Raw genomic sequence first — 20,298 nt, 5'->3', positions numbered from 1 at the left:
TGGAATATCTTCATTTAACCATGCCTGGACAATATCCTGTACATCAAAGGATACAAAGTATTCCTCTCCATATTCCGGCTCTTCAAAGCTTCTTTCAACAGCGTACGTCTCGTAGATACCCGGCTGGTTGTTCCAGGTGATTTCCATCTCCTCCCAGGCGGCGTCCACCGGGGCGATCCAGATTTCTTCTTCAGACAGCGGTCGGGTTTGAATCAAGGCTGTGTCTTTCCAGTCATTGAACAGCGTCAGCCACAGCTCCGCCGAGAGCACCGTGTAGCCCCGGCCGACGTAATGGTCCAGCTCGCGGAACTCGATGAAGGCGTACATACTATCTCCCATAACCATAAAAAAGGTTTCATCTCCATAATTAGAATCCGGATAATATTCATCCGTTGATGAATCATTCCCCTCGTCGTCATCGGGCTGCAGGGTGACCTCGAAGCTCGCCAAACACACCCCCGCCAGCAACACCACCGCTAACAAAACGTAACGCATTCTGACCTCCCGGCTGCGCCCACAGCTAAGATAATCCGAAGCATCCGGGGCGTCAAGCCCCCTCATCACACACACCCCGACGAGAGCGCCCAGCCGAGGCTCGGTCAACACCATAAACCCCGTACCGACCCTTGCGAAAAAGGCGCGGTGCGGGGGCTGGTACCGCCGGCGGCTCGCGGGAGAAACGAGCGCCGGCGCGGTTGTTGCCCGCGTTGCCCCGCCAGGGGGAACGCGGCGAGCAAGAACCGTGCCGGCGCGGCGGAGGGCCTAGCGCCAGTCGAGCAGATAGCTCGCCGACAGCCCGGCGTAGATGTCGGTCAGCTCGGCGCCCTCGAGGTTGGCGTAGTTTGTCGCCCGGCGCAGGGCCAACTCCAGGCCCACCTCGAGGTTACGGTTGGGGTGCCAGGCCCCGGAGAGGGCGTAGGTCTGCAGCTCCTCGACCACCCCGGAGGGGAACGGCTCCGAGGTGAAGCCCTTGGCTTCCCACTCATCCTCGATGCGCCCCTCGCCCTTGCGGTCCAGGGTCACGGCGAAGCGGGTCGACCAGTCGGCGCCGAAGTCCCAATTCAGGCGGAAGCTCCAGCGGTCGGCGTCGTTGCCCCGGGGAAAGCCCAGGGGATGGCCGAGGTAGAGCAGCTTGTCGTAGTCCGGCTTGACGTTGTAGACCCAGTTCCAGACCTTGAGGTACTCCAGCGACAGGGTCAGTCCGGCCAGGTTCAGCGGATCGGCCCAGGCCGCCCCGGCGAGGAAGCCGATGTGCGGCGGCTCGGGATCGTCCTCGTACTGGTAGTCGTCGATCATCAACTGGCCCCAGAAACGACCGCCGGGGAAGGGCAGCACGTCGACATCGAGCTGCCAGAAGGGATTGTCGTTGTGGACCCGCCCGGCGAGCTGCTCGACGTAATGCAGCATCAGCTGGTTGAGGTAGGCCAGGTCGATGCCGCGACCCTCACCGCCGTAGGTGGTGGCCTCGCCCAGACCGACGACCAGCCAGGGCGCCGCCTGCCAACTCAACCGATGACCGACCAGGAAGCGGTTGTAGTAGGTGTAGTCGCTCTCCGGCCCCTCGCGCCAGGTGTCCAGGGCGCAGTGGAAGTAGCTGAAGCGCAGCGGCCCCCACTCCAAGCCGTAACCAAAGCCGTCGGGGGCCGGAGCGGTGCCCGAGAACAGCAGCGAGCCGCCGATGCTGTAACCCCACTGGAGCTGATCGCGCCCGGCCCAGGCCTGGAACCACTCCGTCGGCCGCCAGCGCAGGAAACCGTAGTCGAACTGGGCCGAGATGCCCGCCTTCCAGTCCAACCCGCGCCAGTCGGAGTCCTCCAAGCCGTCGGTGTCGGCCTCGGCCCTGCCCCAAAGGGCCAGCTCGTCGCCGTAACCGCCACCGAACAACAGCTCCAGGCGCTCGCGATCCCGCAGACCGGACTCCGGCTCCGCGGGCGCGTCCTCACCCTCGGCGCCGTCCTCCGGCAACTGCAGTTCGGCGGAGCGGTAACCGGCGGAGGCCTCGAGCCGGGCGCCGACCTCGAGGGCCGGCTCCGGCGGCTCATCGCGGGCGGCGTAATCCGCCCGGGAAGCCGGTCCCCGATCGGACCGCCAGCGCTCGATCTCCGGGGCGAACTCCTCGACCAACCGGTCCAGCCAGCCCCGCGAGGCGGGATGCAGGCCCACCTCGCCGCGCTCGTACTGCTCCAGCAGGTAACCCGCTCCGGCGGCGAAGTCGGCCCGGGACCAGGGACGCTCGCCGAAGCGCTCCGCCGTCCACAGCCCGCGGATGACGAGCTCATCGGCCACCTCATAGGCCCAGTGGTCCAGGGGCACCGTGGCCGCCGGCAGGGCGGCGCCGGCGCCGGTGGCGATCATCAACGAGAATACCAGTAGTCGTTTCAACACGATGACCTCGCTAATAGGCGTCCCGGCCGCCGATCACCCGGAAGATGGTCATGAAGATGATCCGCAGATCCAGCCAGAAGGACCAGTTCTCGATGTAGTAGATGTCGTACTCCACCTTCTGCGGGATGGTCAGCTCGTAGCGGCCGTTGACCTGTGCCCAGCCGGTGATCCCCGCCTTGACCTGGTGGCGGACCTGGAAACGCGGCACGCTCTCCTTGAACTGCTCGACGAAATGGGGCCGCTCCGGCCGGGGCCCGACGATCGACATATCCCCCTTGAGGACGTTGAAGAACTGGGGGATCTCGTCCAGGCTGGTGCGACGCAGGAAACGGCCGAAGGGCGTCACCCGGGGGTCGTCCTTCTTCGTCCAGACCGTATCCGAGCTGCTCTCGCTCTGCACGTACATCGTGCGGAACTTGTAGAGAGTGAACTCCTCCAGGTCGCGGCCGACGCGGCGCTGCTTGAAGATCGCCGGCCCCTTGCTGGTCAGGGCCACCCCGGCGGCTACCAGGACGTAGAGCCAACTGAAGACGAGAATGAACAGCAGCGAGACGATGAAGTCGAAAGCCCGCTTGACGAAGCGGTTCCAGAGCGAGTGCAGCGGCACCTCGCGCAGCCCCACCACCGGGATGCCGTCCATATCCTCGAGCTGGGTCCGCTGGATCGAGCGGCTGAGCAGCACCTCGAAGAAGTCGGGCACGATCGAGGCGTTAACCCCCTCACGCTCGCAGAGATCGAGGACGGCCAGCAGGCGGTGGTTGTGGTGGCGCGAGAGGGCGATGAAGACCTCATCGGGCCGGTTCCGCTCCAGCACCGCGGTTAACTCGTTGAAGCCGCCCAGGTACTCGAGGCTCTCCAGCCGTCCCGCGTCGACCGCCTCCTCGGCGATGTAGCCCGTCACCTCGTAGCCGTACTCCGGATGATCGAGCAGCCGCTCGACGACCTGTTCGGCCAGACCGCCCGCCCCGATGACCAGGGCTTTGCGCGTGTCCACACCCATCCGGCGGACCCGCCGCGCCACGGCGTCCACCAGCAGCCGGAAGACGGTGATGAAAACGACGTCCAGCACCCAGAAGAAGGCCAACAGCCAGCGCGACAGGGCGCTGACCCGCCAGAAGATCGTCACCCCGTAGGCCACCACCAGGACCAGGAAGCTGATGCGCAGCACCGCCAGGAACTCCTCGATGTTCGAGTGTCCCCGGCGGCGGGAGTACAAACCGTTGGCGGCGAAGACAGCCACCAGGGTGACCATGATCGCCAGGGCGAAGGGCAGGTAGTCGGCGAAACTCGGCGTCCAGTCCGGCAGATTGGGCGCCAGCTTCCAGACGAAACGCATCACGTAGGCCAGCGCCAGGGCGCCGAAGGTGCACGCCAGGTCGCCGACCACCAGAACGACGGCGATGAGACGGTCCTGTCGGTGGAGCAAGTCGCCTCCGCTAAGATGTTAACATAGGCCAGTTTAACACCGAACCGCCCCCTTGGCAACCGGGATGACCCGAGCTGTCATGCCTGGGGACGACTATGAACGCGCAGTCGTTCGACAATTTTTCCTCACGCTCACCGAAAGGAGAATAATGAAGAAGGTCTTCGCCATCATCCTGGGGGTTATCGGCTTGGGATTCGCCATCTTCGGTTACTTGGACGCCCGACCGATAAACGAGCCCATCGTCCTGTCCATCATAGGCCTGGCCGTCGGTCTACTCGGCGTGATCATCGCCCTGCCGCAGGAGCCGCAGTAGTCGCCCCAAGCGGCCTGACGGCGCGCACGCAAGAAGCGTGACGGCGGCGGCCGGGTGCCCCGGAGCCTCCCGCCGGCGGCGGCACGGGGCATGACGCCCCCGCCCGCGCACGACGGCGGCCGTAGGGCGGGTTGGTGCAGATGATGAAGACATGACGCCCACGCCCGCGCACGACGGCGTTACCGGCATAAGCGCCGGGAACACCGCTACCCGTCCACGACCCAGCCGTCGGCGCGCTTGTTGCCGCGCCGGACCCCCCGGTCCGGCGCGCACGCAAGAAGCGTGACGGCGGCGGCCGGGTGCTCCGGAGCCTCCCGCCGGCGGCGGCACGGTTTTTGCAACCCCGCGGTCTCCCCGGCGGGAGACCGCGGGCAAAAACGCGCGCCGCCGCCTCGATACCGACCCTTCCGCACAGACGACAAACCCTCCCGGCGGGAGGGTTTGTCGCACTTCATCGCGGACGGTAAACTACTCGTCGGCGGCGTCGCGTTCGTGGTTCCAGCGGACCCACTCGCTCTGCTCGGCGGGATCGGAGTGGGAGAAGGAGCCCTGGCGCAGCACCTCGCCGTCGGCGCCGATGATGACCTCCTGCATCGAGGTGATCAGGTTGCGGCGCCACTCCTCCTCGGTGACCTCGTGGGGTCCGGCGACCTCGTGGGGTCCGACGACCTCGTGCTTGCCGTCCCCGTCTTCACCCTCGGCGGCGCCGGTCTCCCAGAAGCCGGGGCCGGTGATGGCCTTCATCGGGTCCCAGAGCTCGACGGCGCCCTCGTAGACGCGCAGCATGGTGGTGCCGTCGCCGGTGACCGAGACGCGGTAGGTGGTGCCGCGGCAGGCGGCGCCCATGATGTCCGAGGTGATGGAGAAGCTCTCCGTGGAGCCCAGCTCCTCGATATTGGCCCAGACCTCGCCCTCTTCGACGTTGAACAGGGTCTCGTTGTAGCCCTCGCGGCTCTCCTCGAAGAGCTTGACCACGTCGACGGTGGTGCGCGGCGCCAGGCGGACGGCGCTGCCGGTGTTGAGGGTCAGCTCGGCCCGGCTGAGCTGATAGGTGCGGACCTTGTAGCCCCGGCTGACGACGCTGTTGAGTTCGGCGACGTCCCAGGTCTCCTGGACCTCGGGCTTCTTGACGACCTCGCCCTCGACGTAGGTGACCACGGCCTCGGTGTCTTCCTCGTCGGCGGCGTAGAGCAGGCCTGTTAGCGCCAGAACGACGGCGGCGACCGCTAGACTGATGAACCTGCGCATAACTACCTCTCTTCTTGCGCTTCGTCGCCCCCTGGTCAACCCGCTGGGTAACGCAATGGGCAACGGCGGAACGGCTACCCTAAGTTAGCTCATTATAGCCGAGAAGGGGTTCGGTTTCCAGCGGCTGACGGGCCTGAACGTTGTCAATTTGCGTCAGCGGTTCACAGGTCCAACTCGACCACGGCCAGGTCGCTGTAGCCGAGGAGTTCGACGAGATCGCGGCTGACCAGCTCCATGAACAAGGGCCCCCAGTCACCGTAGGTGATGATGTCGGGATCGGGGTGCTGGACGTCGGCGCGCTCGGCGGCCAGCTCGACGGCCCGGCGCAGGCCGCCCAGCTCGTCGATCAGCCCGCCTTCGAGGGCCTGGCGACCGGTCCAGACCCGGCCTCCGGCCAGCTCGTAGACCTCGTCGAGCTCCAACTCGCGCTCGGCGGCCACCTTCTCGACGAAGATGTCGTAGAAGTACTCCAGCTCTTCTTCGAGCATCGCCTTCTCCTCGTCTGTCAACCGGCTGCCGTAGTCGCCCAGAGCGGCGTGCTCGCCGACGGTGTAGCTTTCGCGGACGATACCCTCCTCGGCGAACAGGCGCTCCAGACTGGCCCGGATGCCGACGACGCCGATGGAACCTACGGCGCTGGCGGCCTCGGCCAGGATATAGTCGGCGGGACAGGCGATCCAGTAGCCGCCCGAGGCGGCGATGTCGGCCATCGAGGCGATGACGGGCTTGCCGTCCTCCAGGCAACGCTTGACGGCGCGGAAGATCTGGTCGCTGGCGATGCCGGAACCGCCGCCGGAATCGATCCGCAGCACGATCGCCTCGACGAGGGGGTCCCGGCGGGCGCGGTCGAGCTGGCCGGCGACGGTCCGACCGCCCATCGTCCGACCGCCGCGCAGGAAGTCCCGGGTGGAATCGCCCTCGTGGATCGCACCATAGGCGCCGATGACGGCGATCCGGGGCCGGGTGCTCCACTCGTCCTCCCAGTAGGTCCGCTCGGCCAGGCCGACGACGCGCACCCCGTCGGCGTTGTCGACGTCGTCCCCGGCGGCGCGGGCCGCGGCCGTCAGCGCGTCGCGGTACTCGCCGAGTTCGTCGACCAGGCCGTAATCCAGGGCCTCGTCGGCGTGCAGCAGCCAGGTGTCGGTCAACTCGGCCAGCTCCGCTGCGCTGAGCCCGCGGCGCTCGGCCAGGTGCTCGCAGAGCTGGGCGTGGTTGTCGTCGAGGAGGGACTGGATCGCCGCGGCCTGCTCCTCGGAGGCCCCCTTGGTGGTGGGCCAGAAGCTGGACTTGTAATCCCCGGCCGTAATCGTCTCCAGGTCGACGCCGTACTTCTCGGCCAGGCCGCCGTAGCGGTTGATGTTGAGCGCCATGCCCAGACCGCCGACGTCGGAGAGAGGCGGCAGGTAGACCCGGTCGCAGAAAGCGGCCAGATAGAGGGCGCCGGGATCGACCCCGCCGCCGGCCAGCACGGCGTAGACGGGCAGTCCGGCGGCCCGGGTGCGGTCGATCTCGGCGCCCAGCTCCTGGATGGAGCCGGTGACCTCGCCGAAGAAGCCGCCCAAACCGTGGATGGTCAACAGCACAGCGTCGACGTCATCGTCGCGCCGGGCGCGTTCCAACTCCCCCAGCAGGCGGCGCAGCGGGGTGACGGTCCCCGCGGGCAGGAGGCTGAAGCCGGCGCCGACGTCGTCGAGGGCTCCGGCGACGGTCAGCGTCAGCACCCCCGGCGGCGCCAGACAGACCAGGGGCTCGCGCCGGTCGAGATTGAAAGCCGTCCAGCCGCCGTGACGGGTGAACTCACCCTCCTCGGTCAGCGCGCCGCCGTAACCCAGCACGGCGTGGCTGAGCTCGAGGGCCGCCCCGACGGTCAGCCCGCCGGCGTCGTCGTAGCTCACCGTCAGCGCCAGGCCGTCCAGGGGCCGCAGCTCGAGGGCGGCCCGCCAGTCGAACTGCTCCGCCTCGTCGACGAGATCCTCGGGATCGGCGGTCCAGCCGCCGTCGAAGGCCAGGGTCAGCAGGTCCGGCGCAGAGTGGAGGAAGGGCGCCAGGGGCCGCAGAGCGACAGCGCCGCCCAGGCGGTTGTGCAGCTCGCTGGTGCCGACCTCCGCCCCCAGGGCGTTCTCCAACACCCCGCCCAGGGAGAAGAAGCTCCAGGGCCGCCAGAGAACGCCGCAGCGCAGATCGAAAGCGGTATCGTCCAGGGCGCCCAGGTGCTCGGTGAACCAGTCCAGACCCAGACCGAAACTCAGGCGCCGGTCGCCGAAGCCCAGTCCCAGGGAGAAGCGACCGTAGTAGTCGTCCTCGAAGACGCCGGGACGACGCCGGTAACCCAGGGCCAGCGGCCCGAGCTGCAGCGCCCCGGCGTAGTCTTCCCAGGCGTCCTCCAACCCGGCGAGGGCGAAGTAGCCATTGGGCCCCCGGGCCGGTCCCAGGGCCGCCGGATTGGCCCACAGCGCACGGGCGTCGTCGATCGCGGCCGCGCCGGCGGCGGTGCCCGTCGTCGCGGCGTCGAAGGTCTCCGCCGCGACGACCGCGGCCGAGAGGACGAGCAGAACGAACAGGACGAAGCTTCTGCCTGGCTGCATGACGGTCTCCTATCTCTGAACCTGGGTACTCCGGGGCCGCCGGAGGTCCACGGCCAAGAATGGAAACATTATTGCACGAACGGGGGGTGTTGTAAAAGGGTCGACGACGGTAAACCCGGGCCGCCTCCACCGTCCGCGGGAACGATGTGGTAAACTTGTCTCGATGAGACCCTCCGCCGACAACCCGCCGCCTCCGGCCGCGCCGGTCCGCACGCTCTCCGCGCTCTTCGCCGTTCTGGCGACGCTGGCGCCGACGGCCTGCACCACCCACGAGACCGTCAAGGAGTTCGCCGCCGCGGAGCTGGCCCTGGCCACCGGTCGCTACGACGAGGCCCTGGAGCACTACACCGCCGTCGAGCAGCCCGAGCTTGCCGACGCCGTCGCCGAGGGGATGCGCACGGCCCGGGCCCTGCGCGACCTCAACGCCGCGGCACGGGCCCTGCGTGACGGCGACACCGCCCGGGCCGTCAATCTGTTCTGCCGTCCCGAGTGGTCCCGGGTGCCACGCTACAAGATCCCACCGACCGAGGTCGAAACCCTGGAGAGTATACGCCGCAAACTGGTCGTGGCTCTCGAAGAACGGCTGTCCAGCGATCCCATCCTCCTCGAGCATCCCAGCGTGCTGCTGCCCGCCGGACTGCAACTCGAAGAATTGGGCATCCTGCCCCAGGGGCTGGAGCGGACCATCCGCCATTACCGGGCCTGGGGCTTCCGCCGCCGAGGCGACATCGCCGCAGCCTGGTGCGAAACCGCCCTGCTGCGCAGCATCGGCGGCGTCTACGAGGCCGACCGCCTGCGCGATGAACTGGAGCCCCTCCTCGGGAGCGTCCTTGACGATTTGCCCCGCGAAAGCGTCCGACGCCTCGACTACACCATCGAAGTCGACGGCTACACCCTGGGTCCCGACGGAGCCCTGGAGGTCGACTACACCCTGCTGACCCCGGAGCGAAGCTGGGTACCCCCCGTCTTCTGCGTCGTCTCCCGGGAACCCCCCGGCTTCCGCCAGGTGGCCGTCCTGCAAAACGACCCGGCCGCCGAACCCCTGGAAATCGACACCAGCGACGAATACGCCCCCGTCTACCGGCTGAAGCTCACCTCACGGGGAGACCTCTCGAGCTGCCTCGACCACGAGCTGTACCTGGCGCTGCGTAACTACGGCGGCCAGCGGGCCTTCAAAAAGCTGACCCAACTGCTGGACAGCTTCCTGCCCCTGTTGCGTCTGAACGGCGCGGGCGACTGAAGGCCGCCGAGCGTTTCGACGTACACTCCGGCAAACCGTCCAGCGAACCAACGAAAGGGGGCTCCGTCGACGGATCGCTATCCGTCACCGAAACCCCAAAACGAACCGGAGAAAGACCTAGGCGAAATCGTCCCACTGCTGGCGCAGCAACAGGAAGAGGATCAACGGGCTGAGGAGGGCCCAGATCCACATATAGTAGGGATAGCCCTGGTAGATTTGCAAGCCCAGGTTGACCAAGGCGGCGGCGCAGATGGCCCAGAAACCCCAACGCTTCCAGAGCATCAGCACGATCGCGCCGACGAGCATGGCCAGACCGGCGATGCCGTAGACGGCGAAGACCCAGATCTCGTCACCGCCGGAACTGTACTGCGAACCGATGTCGGTGATAAAGAAGTTCATCGTCGAGACGAAGGCACCGGACAGGATCATCAACACCAGCCAAGCGGTCAGGCAGCCGCCGCGCTGTCGCGGATCGGTCATGGATTCCCCCTTCGGGTTAGCTTCGAGATGGTCCGCTGATATCGCCCGCGCACAAACCAATATGCGCGGCTGACAGACTCAGAATCCCAGTATATACCCTGTCGCCGAAAGGGTCAATTCGTTACCGACCATCCCGACCCGCACAAAAAAGCGGCCCGCAACGTCGGCAACCCGACGCCGTCGGAACCGGCACGGTTTTTGCATCTCGGCGCCCGTTGGAGTTATGATAACGTCCGCCTCCGCAAAAACCGTGCCGGTTCCGACGGCGTCGGGGGCGTCCCTTCCCGACGGCCGCTTTTTTGTGCGGGCGGCGGCGGCGATCAACGCTCAGGGGACCTTTTCCCTCCACTCCGGACATAACCATGGAACGCATCACTCCGCGCACCTTCAAGGGCACCCGCGACTTCCTCCCCCAGGCGATGATCCCGCGGGAGGACCTGCTGACGATCATCAAGGAGAGTTTCGTCCGCTACGGATTCGCCCCGCTGCAGACGCCGGCCTTCGAGTATCTGGACGTCCTGACGGGCAAGTCCGGCGGCGAGGCGGACAAGCTGATCTACCGCCTGGACTACAAGGGCGGCGGTGAGCTGGCCCTGCACTACGATCTGACGGTCCCCCTGGCCCGGGTGGTGGCCCAGTATCCGACCGAGATCGTCCTGCCCTTCAAGCGCTACCAGATCCAGCCGGTTTGGCGGGCGGACCGTCCCCAGTTGCGTCAGGGGCGCTTCCGCGAGTTCGTCCAGTGCGACGTGGACATCGTCGGCGTGGCCGAGGCCCTGGCCGACGCCGAGATCATCGCCCTGACCGCCGACATCCTCGGGCGCTTGGGCTTCGGCGGGGGCGAGGGACGTTTCGTCATCCTGGTCAACGACCGCCGCCTGCTGGCCGAGTTGACGGCGCAGGCGGGTCTGAACCCCGGGAAGGACCTGCAGGCGGTCTGCCGCTGCCTGGACAAGTACGACAAGGTCGGTCGTGAAGGGGTGGCGGCGGAGTTCGAGAGGGAAGGGGTCCCGCCGGCCCGCGCCGCGGAGCTGCTGAAGACCTTCGAGCTGGTCAACGCTCCCGGTCCGCAAGCGGCCCGCGCCAACCTCGAAGGGCTGGCGGCGCGCCGCCACGGAGCGACGAGTCCGGCCTTGGAAGAACTGGAGCGGCTGTTCTCCAGCCTGGCCGCCCTGAGCGTTCCCGACGACGCCTGGGCCTTCACCCCCTGGCTGGCCCGGGGGCTGGACTACTACACCGGCCCGATCTTCGAGAGCGTCCTGCCGGGCAAACCCCACATCGGCTCGCTGACCGGAGGCGGGCGCTACGACGGCCTGGTGGGGCGTTTCGCCAAGCGCGACCTGCCCGCCACGGGGACGACGATCGGCATCGATCGTATCCTGACGGCGATGGAGCAACTGGAGATGTTCGACGAGCGCCCCAGCCGGACCCAGGTGCTGGTGGCCTACTTCGGCGGGGAGACGCGCCGGGAATCCCTCGGACTGGCCGCCCGGCTGCGGCGGTTGGGTTACAACGTCGAGGTCTACCTGGAGGCGGCCAAGCTGGGCAAGCAGTTCAAGTACGCCGACCGCCTGAGCATCCCGCTGGTGGCCCTGATCGGCCCCAAGGAGGCCGCCCGCGGGCTGGTCCAGGTCAAGACCCTGGCCGACGGTGAACAGCGCGAGCTGGCCGACGACGATGCGATCTTGAGCGAATTCCTGGCCGCACAGCTCGCAAAGGGCTGAGGCGCAGCGTGGACAGCGCCGGGACCGCTGGTCGATCGACCCCACGGCCGCTCGTGGGGTCGTAGCTATTGCAGCGGTCACAGAAAGCGGCGCCGTCTTGAGCTATAATGCATACTCGAGGGGATAAACCATGCAGTTTTATCATTCCGGCAGGTTTCGGTCGGTTCCCGGTTGGAGGTCACCGTGCGGCAGACAATGAAGCTGACCCTGTTGATCGTGTTGATGATGGTCGCCATCGCCCCGGGGGGCTGGCTGTCCGAGGAGATCGACTACCGCGACGGCGGGCATTTCACCGAGCGTCCGGCGGTCCACTTCTCCCCCGACGGTACGCTGTACCTGGTTGTTATCGACAGCTCATCGTCTCAGCTGTTCCTCTACGAGATGATCACGCCGGACAACTGGTCCAATCAGGTGCTGACCAATGATGTCTACGACTACGGGGTGGACTTCGGCTTCGACGACAACGCGGCGCCCCAACCCGTCGTCTTCGCCTATAACTCCTCCGGCTACATGATCAATTTCTTCTACTACACCTCCTCCTGGCAGGTCGACTATATTGACCCCAACGGCAGCGGCGTCAACCTCCACGTCCAGGAGCATCATCTACCCAACATCATCCCGCTGGCGACCCAGGTGTTTGAGGCCTCGTTGATGAAGCCCACCTACGCCGTCTATGACAAGGACACCTACAGCTTCCCGACCCTGACCATGGTCGACAGCTACAACGACGCCGAGAACTGGGCCCGGGCGGTCCACAACCAATACGATGGGTTCACCTACGTTTTCTACGTCAACGAAACCGGCGACCTGGTCTACGAGAGTGAAATCGACTTCAGCGGCAGCGGCGCCATGGTCAATCCGGGCTCGCTCTGCAACCGTCAGTACGACGCCGACGGCGGTCAGAATCAGCTCTTCGTCGCCTACTACAATGAAGGCACCGACAACCTGGAGGTCTTTTCCGCCGATGCGGACTCGATGGGCAGCTGGTTCCAGGTCGACGAGATCTATTCCGCCGGCAGCCACACCTTCCCCCTGGGCTCGATCGCCCTCGACGTCCACCAGGGTCCGGTCCAGGACCTGCCCCAGGTGGTCTTCACCGCCGACGACGGCGGCGGCCCCGCCTTCTACCACGCCCGCTTCGACGGTGCCCGGTGGTACACCACCCACCTCGGCGGAGCCGAGGGCGAGAACTACCTGCTGGACTTCGCCCTCGACATCACCGGCCATCCCTACATCGTCCACTACCACAACCAGGGAACCTACGACGACACCATCGAGCTGATCTACTGCGACAACTTCCCCCCCGATTTTTTCAAACTGACCTCCCCTGTCGACGGCGCCACGGTCACCACGGACACCCCGACCTTCGAGTGGGAGAGCAGTATGGACTTCGAGGGCGGCGATGTTTACTACACGCTGCGCCTGGCCCTCGACGAGACGATGGAGACCCTGTTGCATGAGTTCGACGCCGACGTCTCGACGATCTACATCCCCACCGTCGACGAGGCCCTCCACGACGGCGAGTACTGGTGGAACGTCATCGCCACCGACGACGCCGATCAGCAAACCTGGTCACTGTTCAAGCATTTCCTGACCGTCGACGCCGACGACACCCCCTTCCCCGACAGCGCCGAGGCCTTCGCCTACGACGACACCCAGGGTATCCAGGACGGCGACTGGGTCGAGATCGTCTTCAGCGAGCAGATCGACGGCCCGCCGGCCATCGACGGCGCGAATATCGACGCTTACCTGCCCCTGGAGGGCGGCCACACTTGGACCGACGGCAACGGCCAGATCCAGAGCGCCGTTTGGGGCTACAACCACGTCGGCAACGACACCCTGCTGGTCTACCTCTCGACGGGCGGCGGCGCCCCCACCGTCGAGGTCGGCGACATCATCGACTTCTCCAACGCCCCCAGCAAGTTCTACGACCTGTCGAGCAACCCGATCAACGGCGCCATCACCATCACCGGTAACTTCGGACCCCAGGGACCCGAGTTCGACGCCGGTCACCAGTTCATCGAGACCCTGGAGTACGCGCAGGACAACGAGATCACCTGCACCTTCATGCCCGATGAGAACGTCGACAGTTGCGAGATCTACTGGGCCTACGGCGGGACGACGGACTTCGGCAGCTTCGCCATGACCGAGGACGTCGACGGCTGGCGGTACACCCTGTCCGCCGCCCAGGTGAGCACCGACGGCATCGCCTACGGCTTCCACGCCGTCAGCCCCGAAGGCGGCCACTCCTGGTACCCGGAGAACTTCTCCGACGGCACCCACCTCCACGCCCGGGTGCACTGCGACGTCTTCGTTCCCGACGACGTCGACATTCCCGCCGGTGACGACGTCTCCGCCTACCGGATGATGTCCAACCCCTTCGAGTTCCCGACCGACGCCGACGACCCACAGAGCCAATTCGCCGACGACTTCGGCCCCTACGACGCCGCCGACTGGCGCGTCTTCGGCTGGGACGCCGCCGCCCAACAGTACTTCGAGTACGACCCCGGAGCCGACAACTTCGCCCTGAAGCCCGGCGACGGACTGTGGCTGATCGTCCGCGACGGCTGCGACTCCCTCGACATCGAGGACGGCACCGGCCTGAAGCCCGACCCCGCCGACCCGCACATGATCCCCCTCCAGGCCGGCTGGAACCTGATCGGCGCCCCCTACAGCTTCTTCGTCGCCTGGGAGGACTGTTACCACCTCGAGGACACCAACACCGTCGAGCCGCCGCTGACCTGGAACGGCAGCGACTACGACGAGGACTCCCACCTGCTGACCGGCGTCGGCTACTGGGTCTGGTCCGACGGCGAGGACATCCTCTACGTCCCCGCCATCGCCAGTGATCCCGGCGGCACCGGCGGAGGCGACGGCTCCGCGCCGCTCACGCCCGGTTCGCGACCCAGCGGCGGCGCTCTGCCCGACCTGACCCGCTCGCTGACCCCGACGCTGAGCGTCCCCGGTAACGGCGACGCATCCCCGCCCCTGGTCAGCTCCCGGGCCGACCACGGCGACGGCTGGGGCGATCCCCGCCGCTGGCGCATCGCCTTCTCCCTGAGCGACGGCGCGGCCGCCGACCGTCGGCACCTTCTCGGCGTCGACCCCGCCGCCGGCGACTATCACGACGCCCTCGAACGCCACGAGCCGCCCAACCTCGGCGAGCGGCCCCTGCTGTGGTTCGAACACGACGACTGGCCCAGCCACCGCGGGCGCTACGCCACCGACCTGCGCCGCCCCTTCGACGACGGGTCGAGCTACAGCTTCCACCTACAGGCCGCCGGTCCCGCCGAGCTGAGCTGGGACATCGAGAACGGCTGGCCCGCCGGCTTCGGCGCCCTGCTCGAACTGCCCGACGGCCGCGTCATCGACCTGCTGGCCCAGTCCCGCCTGACCATCGACGAGGCCCTGACCTCCAGCGGGCTGCCCTTTAACGTCCACGTCGGCACCGCCGAGTACCTGGACGGCGAATACGTCGCCGACCGCTTCACCCTGGCCCAGAGCTACCCCAACCCCGCCGCCGGTCTGGTGCGCATCGAGTACGAGCTGCCCCACTCCGGCAACGTCGAACTGGCCGTCTACGATATCGCCGGCCGCCGCGTGGCCACCCTGCACTCCGGCGAGCAGACCGCTGGACGTCACGCCGCGGCCTGGGACACCAACGCCGTCGCCCCCGGCGTCTACCTCTACCGCCTCAGTTGCGACGACGCCCGCCTGACCCGCCGCCTGGTCGTCGAACGCTGAGCGGAATGCTGTAGCAGCGACACATATCTGAACGGGTCGACCCCTGGGTCGGCCCGTCAATTCCACGGCGGACCGCAACGGGTCCGCCCTACGTGGACCGCTGTAGACAGTACCCTTGACGCAGGGGGGCCTGGAGCCCCACCGCTTCAACGCCCCGGCGAGCCGCTCGCCCGGCAGGCCCGAGCGCCGCAAATGCGCGACGAATGAGGGCCGGCAAGGTTCTTGCGCCGAGCCGAGCCGGTCGCGAGACCGACTCGGCTCGGCCTGCAACGAACCGTGACGGCCCGGCGCCGAACACCCCGACCCTTGCCCCCGGGAGTCCCGCTGCTGTATCATCGCCCTCCGCAAACACTTTCCTTGGAAGCGCCATGCTACGCGCCGTCGACCTCGCCGCCTACGTCGGCAACACCCCGCTCTACACCGGGGTGTCCTTCGACCTGCCCGCCGGCGAACGCCTGGCCGTCGTCGGCCCCAACGGCTGCGGCAAGACCACCCTGCTGGAGATGCTCGTCGGCGACCGCGAACCCGACGAGGGCGCCGTCGAACTTTCCAAAAACGAAGTCCTCGGCTACCTGCCCCAGGTGCTGCGGGAACCGTCCCACGTCACCGTCGGCGCCTACGTCTCGCGTGATTTCGCCCGGCTCGAGGAGCTGGGGCGCAAGATCGAGAAGCTGCACAGGGAGCTGGGCCGCTACGCCGGTGATCGCAGCTACACCGCCAAACTGCTGCGCCGCCTCGAACGGCTGACCGAGCGCTTCGACAAACGAGGTGGCTACGAGCTCGAGCACCGGGTCCGCCGGGTGCTCTCCGGCCTGGGCCTGGGCAAAGTCAAGCACGGCCGACCCCTGAGCACCCTCTCCGGCGGCCAGAAGACGAAACTCGCCCTGGCTCGGCTGCTGCTGGGCGAGCCGACACTCCTCATCCTCGACGAGCCGACCAATCACCTCGACCTGCCGGCGGTGACCTGGCTGGAGCGTTACCTCTGGCGCAGCGAGGCCGCGCTGATCATCGTCAGCCATGATCGGGCCTTTATCGACCGTTTGGCGAACCGCGTGCTGGAGATCGAACCCGAGAGCGCCTCCGCCCACCTGTTCCGCGGCAACTACTCGGCCTACGTCGAGCAGCGCCGCCGCCGCCGTGAGCTGCAGCTCAAACAGGCCGCCGCCCGGGCCGAGGAGCGGGCCAAGCTCGAGGCCTACGTCCGCCGGTACAAAGCCGGCAACCGCTCCACCCAGGCTCACGACCGCGAACGCAAGCTGGCCCGCCTCGAGCCCGTCAGCGTCCTGGCCGAGCGCCGGGGACCGGATTTCGGCTTCCGCCGCTCCACCCGCCCCGGGGAGTGGACGCTGCGTTACGCCGGAGTGACGGCGGGCTACGGGCCGCGGATGATCCTGCGCAAACTGGACCTCGAGCTGCGCCGCGGGGAGCGCCTGGCCGTCGTCGGCCCCAACGGCTCGGGCAAGACCACCCTGTTGCGCCTGGCCACCGGCGCCCTCCAGCCCCGCAAGGGCTACGTCGAGCTGGGGCTCAACGTCCGGCTGGGCTACCTGGCCCAGGAGCACGACACCCTGGACCCCGAGGCCGGCGTCCTCGAGGAGCTGCAAGAGGTCACCGGGCTGCGGCTGACCGCCGCCCGCTCCCATCTGGCCCGCTTCGACTTCGGCGCCGAGGACGTGGAGAAGCCCGTCGGCGTGCTCAGCCAGGGCGAGAAGACCCGCTTGACCCTGGCCCAGCTCGTCTGCCTGGATCGCAACCTGCTGCTCCTCGACGAACCGACCAACCACCTCGACTTCTGGGCCCGGGAGTCGATGGAGCGCGCCCTGATCGAGTACGACGGCGCCGCCCTCGTCGTCTCCCACGACCGCTACTTCCTGCGCCACATCGGCGTCGAGCGGGTGCTGGTGCTGCCGGAGCAGGAACTGATCGGCATCGCCGAGCTGGAGGACTACTACGCTCCGGGCTCGGGCCGCCGGGCGACGGGCTGAGCGGCCCCCGGACCGAAACCGCGGCAACACCCTGCACGGCGGAGATACTCTCCGCCGTTGTCATATCGAGGCGACACGGGCCGCCCGGTCGTCCGGTCCCCACGACGGAACAACGGCCCGAGTTCATCCCGGCGGATTAGTAGAGGCTGCGGTTTTCCCATCGCCGTTGACAGTATTGCAAAGGGATAATAAACTAGTCGAGCCTCGTACCAACCCAACCCGGGAGTGACGATGTACCACCGCACCTGAGCCCAGGTCGCGACGCGGCGCACCTGAACGTGCGCCGTCGGCGGCTCGGAGCGGGCCGCCCGCGCAAGTTTCGCCGGGCCGACGGGGTACGTCGTCCGGGTTCCCGGGTGAACCACCCGGCCTCCCGTCGTCAACCTCCTCGGCCACCGTCCCCACCCGTACCGAGGAGGTTGTTTCGATGCCCGAAGACCACCACCCCATGTGGCGGAAGCTCGGCCTGGATCTCGACAAGCACGACCGGCTGCTCGGGATCCTCAACGAGTTCTATCCCGCCGTCTACCTCCAGCAGGACCAGCGCCCCGCGGCCATGGACTACTTCGATTTCGTCATCAGCGAAATCCACGGCCTGCGGATCAAGGAGCTGCTCGAGCACAAGGCCGCCGGCGGCAAGGTCGTCGGCACCTTCTGTCTCTATGTCCCCGACGAGCTGCTGACCGCCCTCGAGGCCATCGGCGTCGGACTCTGCGCCGGAACGGACTTCTCCATTCCCGACGCCGAGGTCGATCTGCCGCGCAATCTCTGCCCGCTGATCAAGAGCTTCTACGGCTTCAAGGCCGGGATGATCTGCCCCTACTTCGAGGCCACCGACGTCATCATCGGTGAAACAACTTGCGATGGTAAAACCAAGGCCTACGAGGTCCTGGGCGAGAAACACCCGGTGCGGGTGCTGGAGATCCCCCACCGCAAGAACGACGAGACCTTCAAGCTCTGGCGGGCCGAACTGTCCGCCTTCGTCGACTACCTCGAGGAGCTGACCGGCAACAAGCTGACCGCGGAAAAACTGCGGGCGGCCATCGAGCTGCACAACAACAAGCGCCGCGCCTTGCAGCGGCTCAATAAGCTGCGCTGGCGACGCCCCGTGCCCATCAGCGGCAAGGACGCCCTGCTGATCAACCAGATCGCCTTCTACGACGATCCCGCGCGCTTCACCGCCTCGGTGACCAAGCTGGCCGACGAGGTCGAGGCCCGCGTCGGCCGGGGCGAGAGCCCCTTCGCCGCCGACGCCGTGCCGTTGATGACCTCGGGCACCCCCTACGCCATCCCCAACTGGAAGCTGCACCACGTCGTCGAGGGACCGCAACGGGTCATCGTGGCTGAGGAGAGCTGCGTCGGCAGCCGATACTACAGCGAGCTGGTCGACGAGGACGCCGCCGATCTGGACGGCATGCTCGAGGCGCTCGCCCGGCGCTACTTCAACATCCACTGCGCCTGCTTCACCCCCAACACCGAGCGCCTGGACGACATCGTCGAGCTGGCCGGGGCCTCGGGCGCCCGGGGGGTGATCAACTACACCCTCTCCTTCTGCACCCCCTACCTGGTCGAGGATAAGCTGGTCCGCGACCGGCTGGAGCGGGAGGGCATCCCCCTGCTCTCCCTGGAGAGCGACTACAGCATGGGCGACGTCGAGCAGCTCAAGACGCGCATCGACGCCTTCGTGGAGTCGCTGTGAGCGGTGACGACGGGGGGACCGCCCGGTCCCCCCGCGCCTTCGCCGGCGTCGACGTGGGATCGACGGCGACCAAGGCCGTCGTGGTGGACGCCGCCGGAGCCGTCCTCGGCCGGGGCGTGATCCCGACGGGGGTTTCCGGGGAGCGGGCGGCCCGTCAGGCGCTGGCCGCGGCCGGCCTCGACGACCCCGACGGGGCGTCCGTCGCCGCCACGGGCTACGGGCGCGAACTCGTCGGCTTCGCCGGCGAGCGGATCACCGAGATCACCTGCCACGCCCGGGGGGCCTTCGCCCTGCGACGGGCCGAGCTGACCCTGATCGACATCGGCGGCCAGGACACCAAGGCCGTCGCCGTGGGTGCCGAAGGTTCCGTGCTGCGCTTCGTGATGAACGATCGTTGCGCCGCCGGCACCGGGCGCTTCCTCGAGGTGATGGCCCGAGCCCTGGAAACGGACCTCGAGCGCTTCTCCAACCTGGCCCTGAAGGCGGAAAGAGCCAGCCGCATCAATAGCATGTGCACCGTCTTCGCCGAGAGCGAGGTCATCGGTCTGCTGGCCCGGGGCGCCCCGCGCGCCGCAATCGCCCGCGGCCTGGTCGAGGCCGTCGCCGAGCGCGTTTCGGGGATGGCCCGCAAGGTCGGGCTGCGGGAGAGCGTCGCCCTCTCCGGCGGCGTGGCGCTCAACCCCGCCGTGGTCGAGGCCCTGGGCGCGGCGCTGGGCGTCCGCCCCGTCGTGCTGAGCGAGCCGCAGTTCGTCGGCGCCCTGGGCGCCGCGCTGCTCTGCCGGGAGCGTCGGGCAACCGCTGACGGATAACCGTAAGGCGCAGCGCCCACCCCCGGGCCGTCACGGTTCTTGCAGGCCGGGTTCTCCCCGGCGGGAGAACCCGGCGCAACAACCGCGCCGGCCCTGGGCGAAGCCCCGTCCCGCCCCGCCGGTCGGGGGCTCGGGCACCCCGTCGGCTGGGTAAAGCAGCGGGCGGCTGCGGACGGCCGCCCCTACGACAATCCGGCAGAGCCATAGTACGACCGGCGGGGTCGCGAAACCCCGCCGGTTTTCCGTGTTTACGTTCGCTTCTTGAGGCGGACTAGAGGTTTTCCTTCTCGTCGCCGCCGTCGATGCTGCTCAGGTTGCTGAACAGGGCTTCGAGGTCCTGCTGGCGGGCGAGACTCAAATCGTCGAAGGGATACATGCTTATCTCCTTGGAGTGGAGTTGGTGGTTCAGGTTTATTGTGGGCGACCCGCTACGGCGTGCGTAAGCCGTAGAGGCAGTGCCTCCGCCGGATCGCGTCGACGGCAATCGCCGTTTTCAGCGTCACCGCCGCGCACGATCCGTTATGGCGTACGTAAGCCGTAGAGGCCGACGGTGCGCACGCTCCGGCGCTGCTTGAACTTGGTGAGCTTCATGGTTGCCCTCCTTTCCGCGGTTGTCGGGGGCCTTCATCTCCCCCTGTGTCTCTATAAGATACAAGAAAT

13 protein-coding genes are annotated in these 20,298 nt (G+C 67.4%); 7 read left to right on the top strand and 6 right to left on the bottom strand.

From position 1 onward, the window contains the following. The 3 genes from GF399_13010 to GF399_13000 all read right to left on the bottom strand — a co-directional run. A partial coding sequence (locus GF399_13010) for a DNRLRE domain-containing protein (GenBank protein MBD3401235.1) occupies nt 1–609 on the bottom strand: 609 nt, incomplete at its 3' end. A gap of 153 nt (nt 610–762) precedes the next feature. Further along, nucleotides 763–2,382 (bottom strand): hypothetical protein, encoded by a 1,620-nt coding sequence (locus tag GF399_13005; GenBank protein ID MBD3401234.1) that lies wholly within the window; start codon nt 2,380–2,382, stop codon nt 763–765. 13 nt (nt 2,383–2,395) lie between these two features. Further along, a complete protein-coding gene (locus GF399_13000) occupies nt 2,396–3,811 on the bottom strand; it encodes an undecaprenyl-phosphate glucose phosphotransferase (protein ID MBD3401233.1) in 1,416 nt (471 codons plus the stop codon). Between the two features lie 148 nt (nt 3,812–3,959). On the opposite strand from GF399_13000, the gene GF399_12995 reads away from it, so the two are divergent. Beyond that, complete coding sequence (locus GF399_12995) at nt 3,960–4,124, top strand: hypothetical protein (protein ID MBD3401232.1); 165 nt, start codon at nt 3,960–3,962, stop codon at nt 4,122–4,124. Nucleotides 4,125–4,592: 468 nt separating this feature from the next. On the opposite strand, the gene GF399_12990 is transcribed toward GF399_12995, so the two are convergent. Further along, entirely contained in the window at nt 4,593–5,372 is a 780-nt protein-coding gene (locus GF399_12990) for a hypothetical protein (GenBank protein ID MBD3401231.1), read from the bottom strand. A 161-nt stretch (nt 5,373–5,533) separates the two neighbouring features. Then, entirely contained in the window at nt 5,534–7,957 is a 2,424-nt protein-coding gene (gene sppA / locus GF399_12985) for a signal peptide peptidase SppA (GenBank protein MBD3401230.1), read from the bottom strand. 163 nt (nt 7,958–8,120) lie between these two features. On the opposite strand from sppA, the gene GF399_12980 reads away from it, so the two are divergent. After that, nucleotides 8,121–9,197: a hypothetical protein gene (locus tag GF399_12980; GenBank protein ID MBD3401229.1), complete on the top strand. Its 1,077-nt coding sequence runs from the start codon at nt 8,121–8,123 to the stop codon at nt 9,195–9,197. Nucleotides 9,198–9,314: 117 nt separating this feature from the next. Here the strand turns inward: GF399_12980 and GF399_12975 are convergent, their stop codons facing one another. Then, nucleotides 9,315–9,677: a hypothetical protein gene (locus tag GF399_12975; protein MBD3401228.1), complete on the bottom strand. Its 363-nt coding sequence runs from the start codon at nt 9,675–9,677 to the stop codon at nt 9,315–9,317. A gap of 362 nt (nt 9,678–10,039) precedes the next feature. On the opposite strand from GF399_12975, the gene hisS reads away from it, so the two are divergent. From hisS to GF399_12950, 5 genes are all read left to right on the top strand, one after another. After that, nucleotides 10,040–11,401 (top strand): histidine--tRNA ligase, encoded by a 1,362-nt coding sequence (gene hisS, locus GF399_12970; protein MBD3401227.1) that lies wholly within the window; start codon nt 10,040–10,042, stop codon nt 11,399–11,401. A 183-nt stretch (nt 11,402–11,584) separates the two neighbouring features. After that, nucleotides 11,585–15,145, top strand: a complete 3,561-nt coding sequence (locus tag GF399_12965) for a T9SS type A sorting domain-containing protein (GenBank protein MBD3401226.1) — start codon at nt 11,585–11,587, stop codon at nt 15,143–15,145. Between the two features lie 203 nt (nt 15,146–15,348). Further along, a complete protein-coding gene (locus tag GF399_12960; GenBank protein ID MBD3401225.1) occupies nt 15,349–17,130 on the top strand; it encodes an ATP-binding cassette domain-containing protein in 1,782 nt (593 codons plus the stop codon). Between the two features lie 427 nt (nt 17,131–17,557). Further along, on the top strand, nt 17,558–18,829 hold the full coding sequence (locus tag GF399_12955; protein MBD3401224.1) for a 2-hydroxyacyl-CoA dehydratase: 1,272 nt from the start codon (nt 17,558–17,560) through the stop codon (nt 18,827–18,829). Then, nucleotides 18,826–19,638, top strand: coding sequence for a 2-hydroxyglutaryl-CoA dehydratase (locus GF399_12950; protein ID MBD3401223.1), 813 nt, complete (start codon nt 18,826–18,828; stop codon nt 19,636–19,638). The genes GF399_12955 and GF399_12950 overlap by 4 nt, the downstream gene beginning before the upstream one ends. The last annotated feature ends 660 nt before the right edge of the window (nt 19,639–20,298 follow it).

The sequence above is a fragment of the Candidatus Coatesbacteria bacterium genome (assembly GCA_014728225.1).
Classification (GTDB): Bacteria; RBG-13-66-14; RBG-13-66-14; order RBG-13-66-14; family RBG-13-66-14; genus WJLX01.
This window is presented reverse-complemented; position numbering and strand designations above follow the sequence as displayed.